The sequence below is a fragment of the Sorangium sp. So ce128 genome (genome assembly GCF_051525245.1).
Classification (GTDB): Bacteria; Myxococcota_A; Polyangia; order Polyangiales; family Polyangiaceae; genus Sorangium; species Sorangium cellulosum_B.
The window spans coordinates 11512468-11531625 of record NZ_CP150313.1 but is presented as its reverse complement, the minus strand read 5'-3'; the positions used below and the strand labels follow the sequence as shown (position 1 = coordinate 11531625).

At 72.8% G+C, this 19158-nt stretch carries 17 protein-coding genes; 11 read left to right on the top strand and 6 right to left on the bottom strand.

All coding sequences use genetic code 11. The features are described from left to right. Positions 1-2 precede the first annotated feature (2 nt). The 3 genes from WME82_RS43725 to WME82_RS43715 are packed head-to-tail and all read left to right on the top strand — an operon-like array spanning position 3 to position 2667. Positions 3-701, top strand: a complete 699-nt coding sequence (locus WME82_RS43725) for a YggS family pyridoxal phosphate-dependent enzyme (RefSeq protein WP_438040134.1) — start codon at positions 3-5, stop codon at positions 699-701. Beyond that, complete coding sequence (locus WME82_RS43720; protein ID WP_438040133.1) at positions 698-1282, top strand: redoxin domain-containing protein; 585 nt, start codon at positions 698-700, stop codon at positions 1280-1282. The genes WME82_RS43725 and WME82_RS43720 overlap by 4 nt, the downstream gene beginning before the upstream one ends. Beyond that, entirely contained in the window at positions 1279-2667 is a 1389-nt protein-coding gene (locus WME82_RS43715) for a replication-associated recombination protein A (RefSeq protein ID WP_437854434.1), read from the top strand. Before WME82_RS43720 ends, WME82_RS43715 begins: the two co-directional genes overlap by 4 nt. Positions 2668-2688: 21 nt before the next feature. Here WME82_RS43715 and WME82_RS43710 read toward each other — a convergent pair whose 3' ends face one another. Both WME82_RS43710 and hpt read right to left on the bottom strand, forming a co-directional pair. Further along, positions 2689-3015, bottom strand: a complete 327-nt coding sequence (locus WME82_RS43710; RefSeq protein ID WP_438040132.1) for a tetratricopeptide repeat protein — start codon at positions 3013-3015, stop codon at positions 2689-2691. Then, a complete protein-coding gene (hpt, locus tag WME82_RS43705) occupies positions 3012-3533 on the bottom strand; it encodes a hypoxanthine phosphoribosyltransferase (protein WP_437528234.1) in 522 nt (173 codons plus the stop codon). Before hpt ends, WME82_RS43710 begins: the two co-directional genes overlap by 4 nt. A 149-nt stretch (positions 3534-3682) precedes the next feature. Between hpt and WME82_RS43700 the strand changes: the two genes are divergently transcribed. Next, a complete protein-coding gene (locus WME82_RS43700; protein ID WP_437295991.1) occupies positions 3683-4129 on the top strand; it encodes an acyl-CoA thioesterase in 447 nt (148 codons plus the stop codon). A gap of 36 nt (positions 4130-4165) precedes the next feature. Here the strand turns inward: WME82_RS43700 and WME82_RS43695 are convergent, their stop codons facing one another. Both WME82_RS43695 and WME82_RS43690 read right to left on the bottom strand, forming a co-directional pair. After that, positions 4166-5464 (bottom strand): hypothetical protein, encoded by a 1299-nt coding sequence (locus WME82_RS43695; protein WP_438040131.1) that lies wholly within the window; start codon positions 5462-5464, stop codon positions 4166-4168. Next, on the bottom strand, positions 5461-6216 hold the full coding sequence (locus tag WME82_RS43690; protein WP_437913580.1) for an HAD family hydrolase: 756 nt from the start codon (positions 6214-6216) through the stop codon (positions 5461-5463). Before WME82_RS43690 ends, WME82_RS43695 begins: the two co-directional genes overlap by 4 nt. Before the next feature lie 219 nt (positions 6217-6435). On the opposite strand from WME82_RS43690, the gene WME82_RS43685 reads away from it, so the two are divergent. Further along, entirely contained in the window at positions 6436-6828 is a 393-nt protein-coding gene (locus tag WME82_RS43685) for a hypothetical protein (RefSeq protein WP_438040130.1), read from the top strand. Between the two features lie 100 nt (positions 6829-6928). On the opposite strand, the gene WME82_RS43680 is transcribed toward WME82_RS43685, so the two are convergent. Then, positions 6929-9928, bottom strand: coding sequence for a carboxypeptidase regulatory-like domain-containing protein (locus WME82_RS43680; RefSeq protein WP_438040129.1), 3000 nt, complete (start codon positions 9926-9928; stop codon positions 6929-6931). 100 nt (positions 9929-10028) lie between these two features. Next, positions 10029-11291 (bottom strand): LeuA family protein, encoded by a 1263-nt coding sequence (locus tag WME82_RS43675; protein ID WP_438040128.1) that lies wholly within the window; start codon positions 11289-11291, stop codon positions 10029-10031. Between the two features lie 158 nt (positions 11292-11449). Here WME82_RS43675 and WME82_RS43670 point away from each other — a divergent pair, with 158 nt between their 5' ends. The 6 genes from WME82_RS43670 (at position 11450) to WME82_RS43645 (ending at position 19154) form a co-directional block, all read left to right on the top strand. Next, positions 11450-13744, top strand: a complete 2295-nt coding sequence (locus tag WME82_RS43670; protein ID WP_438040127.1) for a heme lyase CcmF/NrfE family subunit — start codon at positions 11450-11452, stop codon at positions 13742-13744. Then, on the top strand, positions 13741-14313 hold the full coding sequence (locus tag WME82_RS43665) for a cytochrome c-type biogenesis protein (protein ID WP_438040126.1): 573 nt from the start codon (positions 13741-13743) through the stop codon (positions 14311-14313). The genes WME82_RS43670 and WME82_RS43665 overlap by 4 nt, the downstream gene beginning before the upstream one ends. 50 nt (positions 14314-14363) lie before the next feature. Next, positions 14364-15185, top strand: coding sequence for a hypothetical protein (locus WME82_RS43660; protein WP_438040125.1), 822 nt, complete (start codon positions 14364-14366; stop codon positions 15183-15185). Next, complete coding sequence (locus tag WME82_RS43655) at positions 15182-16816, top strand: carboxypeptidase-like regulatory domain-containing protein (RefSeq protein ID WP_438040124.1); 1635 nt, start codon at positions 15182-15184, stop codon at positions 16814-16816. The genes WME82_RS43660 and WME82_RS43655 overlap by 4 nt, the downstream gene beginning before the upstream one ends. Positions 16817-16846: 30 nt before the next feature. Continuing rightward, positions 16847-17719, top strand: coding sequence for a formylglycine-generating enzyme family protein (locus WME82_RS43650; protein WP_438040123.1), 873 nt, complete (start codon positions 16847-16849; stop codon positions 17717-17719). Between the two features lie 193 nt (positions 17720-17912). Continuing rightward, complete coding sequence (locus tag WME82_RS43645; RefSeq protein WP_438040122.1) at positions 17913-19154, top strand: CinA family nicotinamide mononucleotide deamidase-related protein; 1242 nt, start codon at positions 17913-17915, stop codon at positions 19152-19154. Positions 19155-19158 lie beyond the last annotated feature (4 nt).

Sequence of the window (19158 nt, the reverse complement as noted above, 5' to 3'; positions counted from 1 at the left end):
GCGTGATTTCGGAAGACCTGGGGAACGTCGCATCGCGGCTCGACGAGGTGCGGCGCCGGATAACGAGCGCCGCCGCGCGGGCAGGGCGCGGGCCAGAGGAGGTCCGGCTCATCGCCGTGTCCAAGGGGAAGCCCGCGGAGGCCATCCGCGCCGCCTACGCCGCCGGGCAGCGCGATTTCGGCGAGAACTACGCGCAGGAGCTCGTGGAAAAGGCCGAGGCGCTCGCCGATCTCGACGGGCTCGTGTGGCACGCCATCGGCCAGCTCCAGAGGAACAAGGCGAAGCTCGTCGCGCGCGTCGCGCACGTCGTGCAGTCGGTCGACCGGGAGGAGCTCGCCGTGGAGCTCGATCGGCGCGCGGCCGCGCTCAACCGCACCCTCGACGTCCTGATCGAGGTGAACGTCGGCGGCGAAGCCTCGAAGGGCGGCTGCGCCCCCGACGATTTCGCGCCGCTCCTCGCCGCGATCACCCGGTGCGCACACCTCCGGCCGATCGGCCTCATGACCATCGCGCCGTTCCTCGAGGATCCGAGCGACGTCGTGCCGTTCTTCGCGCAGCTCCGCGCCCTGCGCGACGCGCACGGCGGCCGGGCCGTGCTGCCCGAGCTCTCGATGGGCATGTCGCACGATTTCGAGGCAGCCATCGCGGAAGGCGCGACGTGGGTCCGCGTCGGCACCGCCATCTTCGGAGCCCGCGGATGACGGCGACGTCCGCCGCGTCGCGCCTCGGCGCGGCCCTCCCTGGCGGTGGCGTCGCGCGCGGCGCCACGCTGGCTACGTGCGCGCTGCTCGCGCTCGGGTGCGGGCCGGGCGCGATGCCCGCGTCGGTGCGCCACCCGCTCGTCGGCAGCGCCGCGCCGGAGTTCCACGCAGAGTCCACGGCGGCGGTCACCGTCGGCGTGCCCGGCACGCGGAGGACGCGGGTCACCGTGATCGACTTCTGGGCGTCCTGGTGCGCGTCGTGCAGCCGGACCATGCCGGCGCTCGACCGGCTCTGGCGCGACCGCAAGGCGGACGGGGTGGCCGTGATCGGCGTGAACGTCGACGACTCGGAGGCCGCCGCGGAGGCCGCCGCCTACGAGCTCGGCGCGACGTTCCCCATCATCGCGGATCTCGATCAGCGGCTCTCCGCGACCTACGGCGTCGCGCAGGTCCCCCTCACGTTCGTGGTCGACGGCGCGGGCACCGTGCGCTGGGTCGGGCACGATCCGGCGAGCGCGCGCCGCGCCGTCGAGGTCCTCCTCTCGGAGCGCCCCGCGGGCGCGCGGTCGGTCTTCGAATGAGCGCGCCCCGGGGCGGCGGCGGCGCGCGACGGCGGCCCGCGGGCGACGAGCCGACGCTCTTCGACGCCGCCCGGCAGCGGGAGCCGGAGCTCAGGGCCGCGGTGCCCCTCGCCGAGCGCATGCGCCCGCGCTCGCTCGAGGACATGCTCGGCCAGGCCCACCTCCTCGGCGAGGGCAAGCTGCTCGCGCGCGCGATCGCGGCCGACCGGATCCCCTCCATGATCCTGTGGGGCCCGCCGGGCGCCGGAAAAACCACGCTGGCGCGCGTCGTCGCGCACACGACGAACGCCCGCTTCGTCCCCTTCAACGCCGTGCTGGGCGGCGTGCCGGAGCTCCGCGAGATCCTCGCCCAGGCGCGCACCGCGCGCTCCTACGAGGGCAAGCGGACGATCCTGTTCGTCGACGAGATCCACCGCTTCAACAAGGCCCAGCAGGACGCCTTCCTCCCGCACGTCGAGGACGGGACGATCACGCTCATCGGGGCGACCACCGAGAACCCCTCGTTCGCGGTCAACGCGCCGCTGCTCTCCCGGTGCAAGGTCTTCCGGCTCCAGGGCCTCGACGCCGCGGAGCTCGTCGAGCTCCTGCGCCGCGCCCTCGAGTCGCCCGCCGGGCTCGCCGGCGCGATCGCCGCCGACGACGACGCGCTCTCGGCGATCGCGGCGCTCGCGCAGGGCGACGCGCGCAGGGCGCTCACCACGCTGGAGATCGCCGCGGACGAGGCGGGGCGCGCGGGCGCCTCGACGATCACGCGCGAGCTCATCGCCGGCGCGAGCGAGCACAAGACGCTGCTCTACGACAAGGCCGGCGAGGAGCACTACAACGTCATCAGCGCCTTCATCAAGTCGATGCGCGGCTCCGATCCAGACGCCGCCATCTACTGGCTGATGCGCATGATCGAGGCCGGAGACGACCCGCTCTTCCTGCTGCGCCGGATGATGATCTTCGCCTCCGAGGACATCGGCAACGCCGATCCCCGCGCGCTGGAGATCGCCGTCGCCGCGGACGCCGCGTTCCGGCGCATGGGGATGCCGGAGGGGCTCTACCCGCTCACGCAGGCGGCGCTCTACCTCGCCACGGCCCCGAAATCGAACGCCTGCAAGACCGCCTGGCACGCGGCGCAGGCCGCCGTGCGCGAGCACGGCGCGCTCCCGGTCCCGCTCACGCTGCGCAACGCGGTCACGCGGCTGATGCGCGACGAGGGCTACGGCGAAGGCTACCGCTACGCGCACGACGAGCCGGGCGGCGTCGCGCGGGGCGAGGCCTACCTCCCCGAGCCGCTCGCGGGCAGCCGGTTCTACGAGCCGACCGATCGCGGCTACGAGCGGACCATCGGAGAGCGCCTCCGCCGGATCCGCGGCGAGGGGGAGGGCGAGGGCGGCTGAGGCGCGGCGCCGGCCCAGCCGTCACGCGTCGTCGTCGCCGCCCGCGCCGACGAGCGCCTGCTGGAGCTCGCTCAGCGCGTGCTGATCTCCCTTGCGGCGCGCGGTCTCGATGCCGTCGGCCAGCCAGGCGCGCCCCTCGTCGAGGCGGCCTGCCTTCACCAGCATCGTCCCGCACATGAGGTACATCGGCACGTACGCCGGATCCATCGCCCGGAGCGCGCCGAACGTGGCGAGCGCGTCGTCGTGGCGGCCCTGCCCCGCGTACTCCAGCGCGAGCGCGTACCAGTGGAATGGATCCTTCGACCCATCCCGGGTCATCTTCTCGAGCATCAGCAGCCGCTTGCTCACGTCGCCTCCACAACCCCGATGAACGGCAGGTTCCGATAGCGCTCGGCCCAGTCGAGCCCGTAGCCGACCACGAATTTGTCCTCGATCGTGAAGCCCAGGTAGTCGATCGGCACCTCGACCCGCGCGCGCGCCGGCTTGTGCAGGAGCGCGCAGACCTTGACGCTGTTCGGCATCCTCGTGCGGAAGAGCTGAAGCAGGTGCGAGATCGTGAGGCCCGTATCCACGATGTCCTCGATGAGGAGGATGTCCTCGCCCTCGATCGGGCGGGTGAGGTCCTGCGTGATCTGGACGACGCCTGTCGAGGCCGTGCCCTCGCCGTAGCTGCGCACGCCGAGGAACTCGACGCGCACCGGGAGGTCGATGTGGCGCGCGATGTCGGCGGTGAACACGAAGCTCCCCTTGAGCACGGAGACGAGCACGAGCCGGCGCTCCGCGTAGTCCCGGGTGATCTGCGCGCCGAGGTCGCGCACGCGAGCGCCGATCTGTTCGGCGGACAGGAGCGTCCGGACATTCGCCATGGTGCCCGCTAACATCGCGGCGCCCGCGCCACCAGCGCCCAGGCGGGCCCGCCGTCGCCGCGCTGCGATCCCATGTCGTGCGGCTGGTGTCGCGCGGTCGCTCTGCTGCTGCCCGGGTCGAAACTGGGTTAGTCTCTGCGCCTCCCGCGATGCCGCTCCCTTCTCTGCCTGACGCGCCCCCGCACCTCACCTCGCGCACGCCCCTGGCCGTCCGTTTCTGCGAGACGGATCTCATGGGCATCGTCCACCACGCGAACTACGTCATCTACCTGGAGGCTGGCCGCATCGACTGGCTGAAGCGCCGCGGCCTCTCGTACGAGGAGATGGTGCGGCGCGACCTTCACCTCGCCGTCGCGGAGCTGCGGATCAAGTACCGCCAGGCCGCGCGGTTCGGCGACGACCTCGTGGTCGAGACGACCTGCCGCGAGGTCCAGCGCGTCACCGCGCGCTTCAGCTACCGGATCCTCCGGGGCGAGGACGTGATCTGCGACGGCGACATCCTCCTCGCGTGCCTGGGCTCGAACCTGACGCTGACGCGGATCCCGGACGACATCGTCCAGCTCCTGGCGAGCCCCGAGACGACGGCCGATCGCTAGGGCAGGGGACGCCGTCCTCGCTTCCGCCGCCCCGCTTCAGCCGCCGTCCGCCGCCTCGGCCCCGCTGCGCACGATGCGCGCCGGCATCTCGACCGTCTGCGGCGGCTCGATGCGCTCGCCGAGGAACGTGCGCCACTGGACGACGTAGCGCCCGCGCAGGGGCCCGATCACGTAGCGCTCGCTCGCCTGCGGCACGGCGACCGCGGGGATGCCGTCGACGAGCAGGTAGAGCAGCGCGTCCGTCTGGTTGACCGCGACGAACCCCTCGCCAGGCGCGCCCGGGTCGACGCTCGCGGGCAGCTGGAGCGGCTCTGCTCGGATGGCCGCGAGCTCGTCGCGCGTCAGGAAGACGCCGCCCTGCGCCGACGGGAGCCCGGCGGCGGCGTACGCGGCGCTCGGGGGCGGCATGAGCATGTCGGTCGAGATCAGGTCCGTTCGCCGGGCGATCGACGTGACCTCGAACGCGACGCCGCCGCCGCCTTGCCAGGCGTAACTCGCGTAGAGCGGCACCTCGCCGGCCACGCACTCGGGCGACTTCGGATCCACGCCGAGGATCTCCAGCAGCGCCCGGCAGAGCAGCGGCCCCCCGTCGCCGGCCTCGGTGACCCTGCCGAGCTCGACGTACAGCGTGCCGAGGCTCCCGTGCACCTCGACCTTGCGGACGTCGATCTCGAGCCGCTTGCCGTCGCCGACAGGACGCGCCGAGCCCGTCGACAGCGGCGTCACGTCGACGCGCCGCTCGCCGAGGAGCGTGCGGAGCGCTCCCGGCGGCACGACCCGGTACTGGGTCAGGGACGGCCACAGCAGCACCTCGCCGTACACGTCGTGGCGCGCGCGGAGCTCGGAGCCCGCGGGCAGCGGGAGCGCGCGCGACGTGAACTGGACCCGCATCCGGCCCGTCTCCGCGAGCTCGACCTTCCACGTCAGCTCGGTGAGCTTCTGCGCCGCGTGGATCCCGGAGGCCGCCACCTCGGGCGCCTTGGGGGGCTGCGGCACGTCGCGGAAGCGAAAGGCCGCCTCGAGCGTGACGCCGGGGAGCTCGCGGGGCGAGAGCGCGTCGTCCGGCAGGGGGGTGGCGGGCGAGAGCGGCAGCGGCGACTGCGAGCTCGCCTCGGACATGATGAGCCGGCCGTAGTCGTCGGCGATGATCTTCGCGGTCGCCTCGGCGGCGGAGGCGTCGATCAGGTCCGGCGTCTCGTTCGCGAGCGGCGCGGGGAGGATCCTCGCGTTCGGGCTCGCGCCGGCCTCCACGGGATCGACGGGCGGGTGGCGCGACGGCTCGCACCCGGCGGCGGCGAGCAGCAGGAAGGCCGCGGCGACGCGCGCGGCGATCACGGCTCCAGCTCGAACGTGTGGATGACGCGCACGCGCGCGTCGAGCGGCGGCGGGTCGGGCGCGCACTGCGTGTCCAGGAAGACCGCGGTGCAGCGGGGATGGCAGCCCAGGAGCAGGTTGCAGTTGGCCGCCTCGTTGTCGAACACCGCGATGACCCGCCCGAGCCGCGAGAGCTGCGGCGCGACGCTCCGCTTGAACTCGGTGTCGGGCATCTCGAACCTCGGCTTCACGACGAGCTCCGTGCCGATGACCCCGATGGGGAAGCCGAGGTCGCGCAGGCTCGCGAACGAGCCGAGCGCCATCTTCGGCAGGTCGCGGCCGGTGAGGTACACGAGGGTCGCCCCCGCCGCGTGGCAGTCGCGCGCGTACTGGCTCGCGCCCGGCACCTCGACGTCGTGCCGGATGTGCGGATCGTTGAAGAAGCGGGCCCTCCAGAAATCGAACGCGTGCAGGTGGAGCGCCTCGTCGTGGACGCCGAGCTGCCGCAGGTTGTCCTGGAACCCGTACACGATGCCGTCGGGCGACGCGCGCTCGAGGAGGGCGGCGGCGTGCGGGTGCTTGCGGCGCCACTCCTCCGCCAGCTCATGGAGGATCGCGACCACCCGCGGCCGGTTATCCATGAGGGTGCCGTCCAGATCGAAGACGATCACGGGGGGCCCCTCCGACCGATCGGCCGCGCGCTCGACGATGGATCTCAGGAGCCGCGTCCGCTCGAGAGGGACGAGGCGCTTCTCGTGAAACAGCGTGCTCAAGGTCGTCGCGCCGTGGAAACGCGCACCGTCCGCGCGGCTCCTCGGGCCGGAACCCTAGCGCGAACTCACCCTCCCCAGAAGCGGCGGCGCCCCCACCCCTTCGCCGGGCCCTGCGGGTCTGCGTAAGTGTGCAGAAATATCCTACATTGTTGGCCTAGTCATTCCGTTCTTCGTAGGATTTTCCAAATCGGGACCCGTCGAGGCTCCGAAGGAAGGCCCATGCAGAACCGCATCAAGACCGCTCTGGCCCTGGCGATGGCGCTGACCGCCGTGGTGGGCTGCTCGAAGACCCCTCGCGATCGTCTGCAGGGGCGCTGGAATGGCGATGCCATCGAGAACGCCCCTGTGGATCAGCTCACCAAGGCGACCGGATGGGTGAAGGGAACAGCGCTCGAGTTCAACGGCAGCAAGGTGACGGTGACCGTGCCCGCGGAGACGCCGCGCAGCGGCACCTTCAAGGTGACGAAGGCGGACGGCGATCAGATGACCGTCGCTTTCCTCCGCCCCGAGGGCGGGCTCGATGAGGCGGCGTTCCGCTTCGCCACGGATCAGACGCTGCGCTGGGAGATCGGCGACGGCCGCGCCATCGTGCTGACGAAGGCGAAGAACTGAGCTCGGCCGGCGCCGCGCCCATCCGGCGCCGCTGCCGAGCACCGCTGCCGGGCGCTCGCTCGGGCGCCTCCGCCGGCGCCCCGAGCGAGCGCCCGGCCGTCTATCGCCGCACCCGCTCCCTCCGCACCCGCGTGAGCCACCGCGCCTCGCCGCGATCGCCGTCCCGCGCGAGCAGCACCACGACATCCTCCGAGAGCGGCCCGGTGAGGCGCCGCCGCGCTTCCTCGATGGAGCGCACCTCGACGCCGTTCACGGACAGGAGCCGATCGCCGGGCTCGATGCCGGCCTCCTCGGCCTCGCTCGCCGGGGGCACCGACACCACGGTCACGGTCTTTCGCTCCTCGCCGAGCGTCACCGCCAGGCTCCCTGCGCCCTTCGGATCTTGCCGCGCGCCGTCTCCTGGCAGCGCGATCCTCACGCGCTCGGTCGTCCTGCCGGCCCGGACCTGCACCGGCTGCGACTCGGCGCGCCCGAGATCCGCGCTGTACGCCTCGATGACCGCCGTGCCCTCGGGCAGCCCGCCGAGCTGGAACCGCCCGTCGCGGTCGGTGGTCACGACGCCCGGCGGCAGCGGGCCGAGCGGCAGGTACGTCGGCACGCGGTCGCGCGCGACGCGGGCCCCCGCGACCGCGTCCCCGCGCTGATCGACGACCTGGCCGGCGACCTCTCCCGCCTCGGACAGGTCGATGCGCCCGAGGTCCGTCGGGCGATCGGGATCGCCGGCGATCGTCACCCGCAGCGTCGCCGGCGCGTACCCGTCGCGGCTCACCGTCACGCGGAACTGGCCCGGGGCGAGGTCGGCGAGCGTGAAGGCGCCCTCCGCGTCGCTCGTGGCGCGGCGCGGCCCGGTCGTCGAGAACAGCGTGATCCGCGCGCCCTCGATCCGCTCCCGCCCGCCGCGCCCGGTCACGGTGCCGGTCGCCTTGAGGGCGGCGCCCATCTCGAGCCGCAGCTCCTTCGGCGCGGCGTCGACCTGCTCGACGCGCGGGGACTTGCCGGAGCGCACGAGGCTGATCCGGAGCGGCAAGCCGGCGGCGTCGGGCAGCAGCGCGTCGCCGTCGTCGTCCGTGAACAGCGTCTTGCGGAGCGGAACGGCCACGTCGAGCGAGAGCACGCGCACCTCCACCCGATCGAGCGGGTAGCCGCGATCGTCGGCGACGTGGATGGCCACCGCCTCGCGCACCTTCGGGAGGACGACCTCGATCTCCTTGCGATCGCGCTCCGGCACCTCGACGACGAGCCGCGCCACGACGTCGCCGGGCGACTCGGCCCGGGAGACCGAGACGAGCACCTCGTCGGGGACCGCGGCGAAGGCGAACGTGCCGTCGTCCGCAGAGTACGTCACCCGCTCGAGCGAGCCGGCGGTCGCGGCCAGCTCCACGCGCGCGCCGGCGACCGGCTTGCGGTCCTCCTCGAGGACGCGGCCCTCGAGCAGGCCGCCCTGGCGCATCACCACGCGCACGTGGGCCTCGCCGCCCGGCTGCAGGGTCACGATCTCGCTGGGCGTCTCGACGTACTCCGGGTGCCGGACGATGGCGTGGACGCGCCCGGGGGTGACGGGCTCGGCCCGGAACGTGCCATCGGCGCGCGTGACCCACGGCTCGCCCGACCGCACCGAGGCGGCCGGCAGGACAGCGTCGCCATGCGGCAGGTCCGGGATGGGGCCCGGCATGACCCCGAGCTCGCCCGCGGGGATCAGCGGCGCCGGGCCGGGCAGGGCGCGCTCGAAGTGCTCGTCCCTGAACTCGGACATCGCGGTGGTCTCGTCGATGGGCATCCCCTCGGCGTCGGCGCCCACGACCTCGATCGTCGCGCCCGGGACCGGGTAGCCGCGGTCGTCGACGACCTCACCCACGAGCGCGCCGCCGCGGAGCAGGGGGATGCGCACCTCGGTCGCGCCCGCGTCGACCTGCACGGCGTTCCTCGGCACGAAGCCGGCCGCCAGGGCCGAGGCGCTCGCGTACCCCGGCGCGATGGGCCCGAGCGTCACGGACCCGTCGTCGCCCGTGCGGCCGTGCAGCGGGAACGCCGACAGGCCCTGCTCGACGAGCACGACGTTCGCGCCCTTCACGGCCGGCGCGTCCTCGCCGTCGCCGTCGGTCACGAGGAGCCGCACGTGGCGGCCGGGCCCGAGGACGAGCTTCACCTCCTTGCCCTCGCCGCGCCTCACGGGCACGGCCAGCGCGGTCGCGCTGACGGCGGCGCCGCGCCGGGCCTTGAGGTCGTACACCCCGTCGCGGAGCCCGGCGATCCGCGCGGCGCCCGTCGCGTCGGTGGTCGTGCTGCGCGCTGGCCAGAGGCCGGTGCCGGCGGCGAGCACGGTCGCGCCGTCGGCCGGCTGCCCCTCCGCGTCCACCACGCGGACCGTGAGGGCGCCGAGCCGATCCATGCGGAGCCGGAGCGGCGCCGGCCCGGGCACGATGCCCGTCCGCACGGTGTCCTCGAAGCCGAGCGCCGACGCGCGGACGACGTAGGGCGCCGCCCCGAGCCGATCGAACCGCGCGCGGCCGCCTTCGGCGGTGGTCGCCGCGAAGGGGAGGGGATCGGCGGTCGCGACCGTCACCTCGGCGCCGTCGATCGGGCGCTCGGCCTCGTCGACGACCAGCACGTCCAGCACCTTCGCGGGCCGCAGCACGAGGTCGACGGCGCGGGGGCCTGGCTCGAGCGCGACGCGGGTCGAGGCGCGGGCCCGCTCCGCGCCGTACGCCATGATCCAGGCCTCCCCGGACGGCAGCCCGGCGAAGCGAGCCTCGCCCGAGGGATCGGTCTTCAGCTCGCCCGCGAAGTAGGCGCGGTCCTCGCGCATGGCGAAGACGCGCACGATGGCGTCCTTCAGCGGGCGCCCCTGCTCGTCGCGCACGGTGGCGGTGAGCTCTGCCGCGCGCCCTTCCACCCACGCGGGCACCGGCGGCGCCGGGATCGGCGCCCGCGGCAGGAACCGCGGCCCCAGATCGCGCAGCGTGGTCGCGGCGAGGAAGCAGACCAGCGCGGCGATCGCGGCCAGGACGGCATCGAGCCGCGACCGGCGATCGGCCCGGTCGCCTTCCGCTGCGGGTTGCTTGTCCTGTTCCGCTGCGGGTTGCTTGTCCTGCTCGGCCACGGCCTGGATTTCTACTCCGGATCCGTGAAAACGCCGAACGTCCCTCCGCCGTTCCCGCCGCCAGTGCCTGATCGCGCGGCGCCGCGCCGGCGTCCCGGGATCAGGCCTGGCGGCCGCGGTGCAGCTCGATCACGGCCTGGATCTCCTGCTCGGACAGGATGTGATCCGTCGCCTTGGCCTTCGCCAGGATGGCGTCGACGAGCTCCTTCGAGGGCTCGATCTTCCGCTGCCGGAGCCAGTAGTTCACGTTGGAGGCCCCGGACATGTAGCCCACGCAGATCTCCTGCTTTCGCCCGAACATGCCGGCGGGGACGCCGGAGTAGATCCGGTCGGCCATCCAGGAGTCGCCCTTCGACTCGGCCTTGATGATGGCCGCCGCGTGCACGCCGGTCGCCGTGCGGAAGGCGTCCCGTCCGACCAGGGGATAATTGATGGGCACCTCCCAGCCGACCGCCTGCGCGGCCGTCGTGCAGTACTCGAGGAGGTGGGTGAGGTCCTGGTGCTCGAGGAGGCCGAGGAGCTTCATGTTGAGCAGGATGAGCTCCATCGCGGCGTTGCCGACCCGCTCGCCGATCCCGAGGGCGGTGCCGTGCACCCGGTCCGCGCCGAACTGGAGCGCCCAGATCGCGTTCTCGAGCGCGAGGCCGCGATCGTTGTGGCCGTGCCAGTCGATGCCGACCGACGCCCCGGCCCCCGCGACGATGGCCCGCGTGAAGTTGATGAGGTTGCGAACCCCGTCCGGCGTCGCGTGCCCGACGGTATCGCACAGGCACAGCCGGGACGCGCCGTGATCGATGGCGGCCTTGAAGAGCGTCGCCAGCACCTCGGGGCGCGAGCGCGTCGTGTCCTCCGTGACGTAGGCGACGGGGAGCCCGGCCTTCACGCCCGCGTCGATCGCCGCGGCGCTCCGCTGCGCGATGAGGTCGACGTCCCACGCCTCCGCGAGCTGGCGGATCGGGCTCGATCCGATAAAGGCGTAGATCTCCACAGGGATCCCTGCGCGCTGGGAGATCTCGATCATGGGCGTGATGTCCGAGACGACCGTGCGGCCCGCGCAGGCGATGCGGAGCGGCAGGTTGTTGTCGGCCACCTCCCTGCACATCCGGAGCACGTCCTCGAACGCCCGCTGCGAGCTGCCGGGCAGGCCGACGTCGGCGATCTGGATGCCAATCTTGGCCATCAGGTGGAGCAGCTTGAGCTTGCTCTCGATGTTCGGATCGGCGACCGAAGGGTTCTGCAGGCCGTCGCGCAGGGTCTCGTCGAAGAAGCCGATGTTCTCCGGGATGACCCGCCCGACGCGCCCCACCTCGTTCCAGTCGTAGATCAACTCGGTCGGGCGGTTACCGGAGGCAGCGATCGCCATGCACTATTATAGTGCGCCGCGCTCGACGCCGGGCCTGAAGCGAAGCTTTTCCGGGGCGCTCGCCATGACGCACGGCGCAGGTGGAGACGGGCGATCGGTCGCGCGCTGCGGTGCGCTGGCCCTGCGCGCCCGGCAAGCCTAAGCTTGCGCCCACGACGATGTGGCAATCCCTACCTGAGTTCGGGACCGGCGTCCTTTACGCCATTCTGGTGACCGCGGCGTATACCTTCGCCGTCGGGCTCGCGTCGGCGCGCGGGCGGCCGCGGCTGCTCCAGGCCGCGCGGCTCGGCGCGTACGGCACGATCGCGCTGGTCGGCCTCGCGGTGCTCGTGCTGGCGTACGCCTTCGTCAGCCACGATTTCCGGATCGCCTACGTCGCGCAGTACAGCGACCGGTCCATGAGCACGCCGTACCTCATCGCGGCGCTCTGGGGCGGGCAGGACGGCTCGCTGCTCTGGTGGATGTTCCTGACCGCGCTCTTCTCGGGGACGTGCGTCGTCTGGCTGCAGCGCCGGTATCTGGAGCTCCAGCCCTACGTCATCGCGACGCTGATGAGCGTCCTGATCTTCTTCGCGGCGCTGATGATCTTCGCGGTGAACCCGTTCCGGACGAGCGTGGCGGGCGCCCCGCTCGACGGCAACGGGCTGAACTTCCAGCTGCGCAACTTCTACATGATCATCCACCCGCCGAGCCTCTACATCGGCTTCACGAGCGCGGCGGTCCCGTTCGCGTTCGCGATCGCCGCGCTCGCCACGGGCCGGCTCGACAGCGAGTGGATCGTGGCGACGCGCAAGTGGATGCTCTTCTCCTGGCTGTTCCTCTCCATCGGCAACGTGCTCGGGATGCTGTGGGCTTACGAGGAGCTCGGCTGGGGCGGCCCGTGGGCCTGGGATCCGGTCGAGAACGCCGCGTTCCTCCCGTGGCTCACCGCGAGCGCCTACGTCCACTCGACGATGATCCAGGAGCGCCGCGGCATGCTGAAGGTGTGGAACGTCTCGCTCATCTGCGGCACGTTCTTCCTCACCATCTTCGGCACCTGGCTCACGCGGTCCGGCCTCATCGCGAGCGTCCACTCGTTCGCCCAGTCCGGCATCGGCATCTGGTTCGTCGGCTTCATGGCCGTGATCGTGGCCACGTGCACCGCGCTCATCGTCTACCGCCTGCCGCGGCTGCGCAGCGACGGGCAGTTCGAGTCGATGCTGTCGCGCGAGGCCGCGTTCCTCTTCAACAACTGGGGCCTCTTCAGCATCATGATCTTCATCGCGGTCGCGACGGTGTGGCCGCGCATCAGCGAGTGGCTGCTCGACCAGAAGTCGACGCTCGGGCCGACGTTCTACAACATGTGGCTGCCCCCGGTCGCGCTCGTGGTCTTCCTGCTCATGGGCGTCGCGCCGCTGCTCGGGTGGCGGAAGACGTCGCCGGAGCTCTTCCGGAAGAGCTTCCGCTGGCCGGTGCTGGTCGCGGTCGTCACGACGGCGCTCCACCTGACGCTCGGGAAGAGGGTGGGCTTCGCCCCGTTCGTCGCCGTGGACCCGATCTACCCCGGCCAGCTCGGCGACGCGCTGGCGAAGCTCGCGTCGACCTACCCGTTCTTCACGGTCGCCATCGCCGCGTTCAACATCGCCGTGGTCGTCCAGGAGTTCGCCCGCGGCATCGCGGCGCGGCAGAAGCGCGCGAAAGAGCCGCTCTTCACCTCCTTCTACAACCTGATCGCCAGGTCGCGGCGCCGCTACGGCGGCTACATCGTGCACGTCGGCATCTCGGTGATGTTCCTCGGGTTCGCCGGCCGCGCGTGGGGCGTCGACAAGGAGATAAGCCTCCACCCGGGCGAGTCCGTGCAGATCGAGGAGTACCGCCTCACCTACGCGGGCCCGCGCATGGAGGTCGACAGCGAGAAGCGGATGGTCTTCGCCGACCTCGACGTCGAGCGCCACGGCGCGCCGATCGGCCGGATCAGCCCGGCGAAGTTCATCTACAAGGCGTCCCCGGAGGCGCCTTCGACCGAGGTCGCGCGGCACATCACCGTCAAGAACGACCTCTACGTGATCATCGGGATGGCGAACCCTCAGACGAAGGTCGCTTCGTTCCAGATGCACGTGAACAACCTGATCTCGTTCATGTGGTTCGGCGCGGGCATCCTCATCCTGGGGGCCCTCGTCGCGATGTGGCCTGACATCACGCTCGAGGAGGCCGGCGCGTTCGGTTATGTGCGGGCGGCGGGGTCCGTCACCGCGTCCGTCGTGTTCGCCTTCCTGCTCGCCGGCGGCGCGTCGCAGGCCTACGGGCGCCCCGCCCAGGAGGGGTTCGGGCGGCCCGTCTTGCTCGCGCCGGGCGCGGCGGACGGCGACGTCCGCGCCCCGGGCTCCGGCGCGTCGCTTGATCCCGGGCGGTCGCCCGCGATCGGTGCCATCCTCCCGACCGCTGCCGAACCGGGGCAGCCGGCGTTCGAATGAGCCGCACGCGAAGACTCATCCAAGGCATCACCCTCCTCGTCGCGGGCGCCCTCGCCCTCGTCGTCCTGCTGCGCTCGCCGGAGTTCGCCCACGGGCAGCAGCTCGGCGAGGGGATGCAGCGCTCGGGCGTCGTCGGCATCGCGAACGACATCGAGCGCAAGCTCTTCTGGAGCCTGATCTGCACGTGCGGCTGCCCGCGCGAGACCCTCGGGACGTGCACGTGCGGCACCGCGCACGAGCGCCGCGACCAGCTCCGCACGGCGCTCGCGTCCGGGCTGTCGATCGAGGCCATCCAGGCCGCCTACGCCGAGCGCTACGGGGCGGAGGCGCTGGCCGTGCCGCCGAACAAGGGGAGCCAGCGGCTGCTCTACCTCCTCCCGCTCGGCGCCATCGTGGTCGGCGCCGGCATCGTCGTCGCGACGCTGCGCCGATGGAAGCGGCGCAGCGACGAGGCGGGCGCCGCCGGCCAGCAGCGATCCGCGAAGGGCGTTGTCCCCGGCGCCCGTGACGATTACGACGACAAGCTCGACGAGGAGCTCAAGAGCCTGGACCGCGAAGACCGCGAATGAGCGCCGAACAGCCCGCCAAAAGCGCCACCTCGGCCACGGCCGACGAGACCGTGACCAGGGGTACTGACTCGCCGCTGGAGCGGCAGATCGTGCACTACGCCCGCTTCGGGGCGCCGCTCGCGGCGCTCGTCGGCGCCGGCATCGCGGGGCTCGTCGCCGGGCCGCCCGCGGCGATCCTCGTGCTCGCGGGCGGCGCGCTCGTCGCCGTCATCGCCATCTTCTGGGCGAGCCTTCGCGTGCTGATCGGGGAGACGCCGCTGAGCGGCGCCGACGCGTACGCGATCGGCGCGCCGCGCGCGGAGGAGGAGCAGAAGCAGGCTGTCCTGCGCGCGCTCAAGGACCTCGAGTTCGAGCGGAGCGTCGGGAAGATCAGCGATGAGGACTACGCCGAGCTCGTCGCGAAGTACCGCGCCGAGGCGAAGCGGCTCCTCCGCCTGCTGGACGCCGACGCGCAGCCGCGGCGCGAGCAGGTCGCGGCGCTCGTGACGAGGCACCTCCAGCGCGCCGGGCTCCAGGACGACGGCGCGCCCAGGGAGCCGGACGAGGACGCCGGCGCGAGCGATCCGGAAGGCGCCGCCGCCGAGGCCAGGCCGGCGAAGCGGAGGCGCGTCAAGGCCGGGCCGCTGGAGAAGCCGGAAGGCGATCGGGAGCCGGCGGCGGACGGCGAGCACGACGAGGCCGAGGCGACGGCGGAGCCCGCGGCGACGCAGGGCGTGGCGTGCGGGGAGTGCGGCACGCTGAACGACGAAGACGCGGTGTTTTGCAAGAAGTGCGGGACGAAGCGCGCGCTCGGCGCGCCTCAGGACGACCCGGCTGCGACGGACGACGCCGCGGCCAGCGTCGATGAGAACGACCGCAGGAGGGCCTCGTGATGCGCTGGACCGGGTGTACTGCGCTCGCCGCGATCGCCTCGCTGAGCATCACCGCCGCGCAGGCGGTGCAGGCGCAGCCGGCTGCGTCGGCGCAGCCCACGGCGGACAAGGCCGCTCCGGCGCAGCCCGCGGCGGGGAAGGCTGCTCCAGGGCAGCCTGCAGCCGGGAAGGCCGCTCCGGCGCAGCCCGCAGCGGCGAAGCCGGGTGAGAAGCCGGCGGCGACGTCGGGCGGCGCCGCGCCTGCCGGCGCCGGTGGTCCTGCTGCGACCTCGACGGCCGCGGCGGCGGACGCAGGCGCGCCCGACGCTGCGAGCGCTCTCCCGCCGGGGCATCCCGAGGTGGGGCAGGGGCTGCCTTCGGGCCATCCGCCGGTGGGGAAGCCTCCCGCGGCAGATGCGGCCTCCCGGCGCGCCTCGGAGCAGCTGACGGGCCTGTTCGATGCGCCCGAGGACACCGTCCAGGAAGACACAGGGCTCCCGCCCGGCGTCCTCGTGCTCACCGTGCAGGACGCGGATGGGAACCCCGTCCCTCGCATCTCCGTCGACGTCGACATCTTGCAGAGCTCGGTGGCGAAGGGCGACTCGCGCGAGCGCATCAGCCGAGAGACGGACGACGCGGGCGCCGTCCGGCTCGAGAACCTCGCGATCGCTGGCGGCACGAGCTACGGCATCTCGGTCACGCGCGACGGCGGAACGTTCTCGATCCCGCATTTCGGGCTCAGCGCCGAGGCCGGAAAGCGGGCTGTGCTCCACATCTACGATGCCACGCCGAACGTGAGCGGCCTCATGGTCGGGACGCAGGGCATCGTCTACCTCCAGCTCCGGCAAGACGCGATCTCGGTGGAGCAGCTGTTCCAGGTCTTCAACCTCGGCCGCGTCGCCTGGCTGCCCAACGAGACGTTCGCGCTCCCGCGCGACTACAAGGCCTTCAACAAGACCGACGGCATGGGCGAGGAGATGCGCTTCGACGAGGTCAAGGGCACCGGCGTGGCGCTGCGCGGCACCGTGAGCCCTGGCCGGCACGAAGGGCAGTTCCGCTGGCAGGTCCCGCTCCATGACGAAGAGCGCCAGACGATCCGCATCGAGCTGCCGCCGCGCATGGCCCAGATGCGGGTGATGGCCGAGGCGTCGAAGTCGATGACGCTGAACGTCGCCGGCTTCCCCGCGGCCCAGCGCACCCAGAACCGGGACGGGAAGAAGATCCTGATCACCGAGATGCAGGGCGTCCGCACGGAGGGCGGGATGAAGGTCATCGAGATCACGCTCGGTGGTCTGCCGACGCCGGGCGTGGGCCGGTGGATCGCGCTGGTGCTGGCCGGCGCGACCGTGATCGGCGGGGCCGCGCTGAACCTGGTCCGGCGGCGCAACCAGGACCGCGGGCCCGACGACGAGGAGCGGCGGGAGCTGCTCGAGGCGCGGAACGCGCTCCTCGACGAGTTCGTCGAGCTCGAGCGCGCGCGGAAGCGGGGCGACGTCGGCCCGAAGACGTACGATCGCGTCCGTGCGGCGCTCCTCGACGCGCTCGCGCGCATCGTGGCCATGATCGAGGCCAGGCCGGCGCGCGGGAAGGCCGCTGGCGCGCGCGAGGCGGCCGGCGCGCTCAAGGCCGACGCCGGATCGCCGCGCTCCTGAGGGGTGGGGGCAGCACCGGACGTCGGGCGGATGCCGGGGTGGAAGGCCGGTCTCGCCGCGGGCGCGGCCCTCCTGATCGGCGCCATCGTCGCGCTCGCGATCCATCGCGCGGAGCCGCCGGCGCGCTGCGCGCCGGGGATGGTCGCGCTCGGCCCGCGGTGTTGCGGCGAAGGCCAGCGCCTCGATGACGCCGGCCGCTGCACAGGCGCGCCGGGGCGATGCAGCGCCGGCCTCACGGTCACGGCCGCTGGCTGCGTCGCGCCGGGCGCGGCCGTCCGCATCGCCTCCGGGACGCTGCGCCTCGGGCCAAGCGACTGGGAGGCGCAGGGCATCGTCGACCCGCGCGCGGTGTTCGTCCCGGCGTTCTCGCTCGACGCGTTCGAGATCACCGAGCAGCGCTACGCCGCTTGCGTCGAGGCCGGCGCGTGCGCCCCGCTCCCGCTGCGCGGCGAGCCCGGGGTCCCCGTCACGGGCGTCACCCTGGCCGAGTCGGCTCGGTATTGCGCCTTCGCGGGCGGGGCGCTCCCCTCGCGTGATCAGCTCGCCTTCGCCGCGGCGGGCGACGCGGGCCGGCGGTACCCGTGGGGAGACACCGGCGCGGTCTGCCGGCGCGCCGCCTTTGGCCTGCGAGCGGGCCCGTGCGGCTGGGGCGCGACGGGCCCCGAGCTCGCCGGCTCGCGCCCCGACGGCGCCGCCGTGCACGCCGGCGGTCGGGTGTTCGATCTGGCCGGCAATGTGGCCGAGTGGGCGGCCCCCGATCCGCTCGAGGGCGAGTTTTCGGGAACTCACGGCGGATCATGGACGGATGGCGCCGCGGCGGCGCTCCGCACCTGGAATCGTCGCCTTGTCCCGGTATCCATCCGAGCGCCGGATCTCGGCTTCCGGTGTGTCTATCCACCGTAGCGCTCGCAAGCGCGCCCCGCTCGGCGGCGGGCGGGTGGGGGAGGGACGGGGTGGGGGAGGGGACGGGGTGGGGGGACAAACGGGGTGGGGGGACAAATGGGGTTGGGGGACAAAACCACCTCGCTTTCCGACCGCAAAACAATCCGGAAACGCGCTCCGGCGGCGCCGGATGGAGTTAGAGTCCCAAGTCCCAATGGCTGTCGCGCTTCTCTCGATCGGGACCGAGCTCACCCGGGGCGAGATCATCAACACCAACGAGGCCTGGCTCGCTGCCGAGCTCACCGCAGCGGGCTTCACGGTCAGCGAATCCAGCACCGTCGACGATGACGTCGATCGCATCGTCGCCACGGTCCGCCAGCTCGCGAGCGCGCACCGGCTGGTGATCGCCACCGGCGGCCTCGGCCCCACGACCGACGACCTCACCGCGCGGGCCGCGGCGCGCGCGATGGGCACCGACCTCGTGCGCGACGAGAGCACGCTGCTCGCCATTCGCCGGCGCGTCGAGAGCCGGGGCAAGACGATGAACGCGGGCCACGAGAAGCAGGCCGAGGTCCCCGCCGGGTCGGAGATCCTTCCGAACTCCTCCGGCAGCGCGCCCGGCTTCGGCATCCACCTGGGCGAGTCCACGGTGTTCTTCCTCCCGGGTGTGCCGCGGGAGATGAAGAGCATGTTCGCCGAGCAGGTGCTGCCGCGCGTGCGGCCGGCTGCGCCGAACAACACCTTCCAGGTCCGCCTCCGCACCTATGGTCTTCCCGAGTCCACGCTGGGCGAGCTCCTGAAGGGCGTGGAGGAGGCCCATCCCGGCATCACGCTCGGCTACCGCGTGCACTACCCGGAGGTCGACGTGAAGGTCCACGCCCGCGCCGCCACGCAGTCGATGGCGCACGAGCTGGCCCTGAAGGCGACGGCCGATGTCCGTGAGCGGCTCGGCACCGCCGTGTACGGGGAGGGGGGCGACGCCTTCCCGGAGATGGTCGGGCGTTCCGTGCGCGCCCGTGGCTGGAGGCTCGCCGTGTCGGAGTCGTGCACCGGCGGCCTGATCTCCCACCTGCTCACCAGCTATCCGGCGAGCGACTACCTGGTTGGCGCCGCGGTCACCTACGCGAACAGCGCCAAGACGCGGCTGCTCGGCGTCGCGGAGGACACCCTGCGCGGCCACGGCGCGGTGTCGGCCGAGGTCGCCGCCGAGATGGCGCAGGGCGTCCGCCGCCTCTGCGAGGTCGACGTGGCCATCTCTGTGACGGGCATCGCCGGCCCGACGGGCGGCACGGCGACCAAGCCGGTGGGCCTCTGCTACTGGGCCGTGTCGCACCCCGGCGGCCTCGTCGTGCGCGACCGGGTGTTCTCGGGGGATCGCGAGGAGGTCCAGCTCGGCGCCGCCTACGCCGTCCTGGACCTCCTCCGCCGCATCGCCGGCAATCTCCCTGAGCGCTGACGCA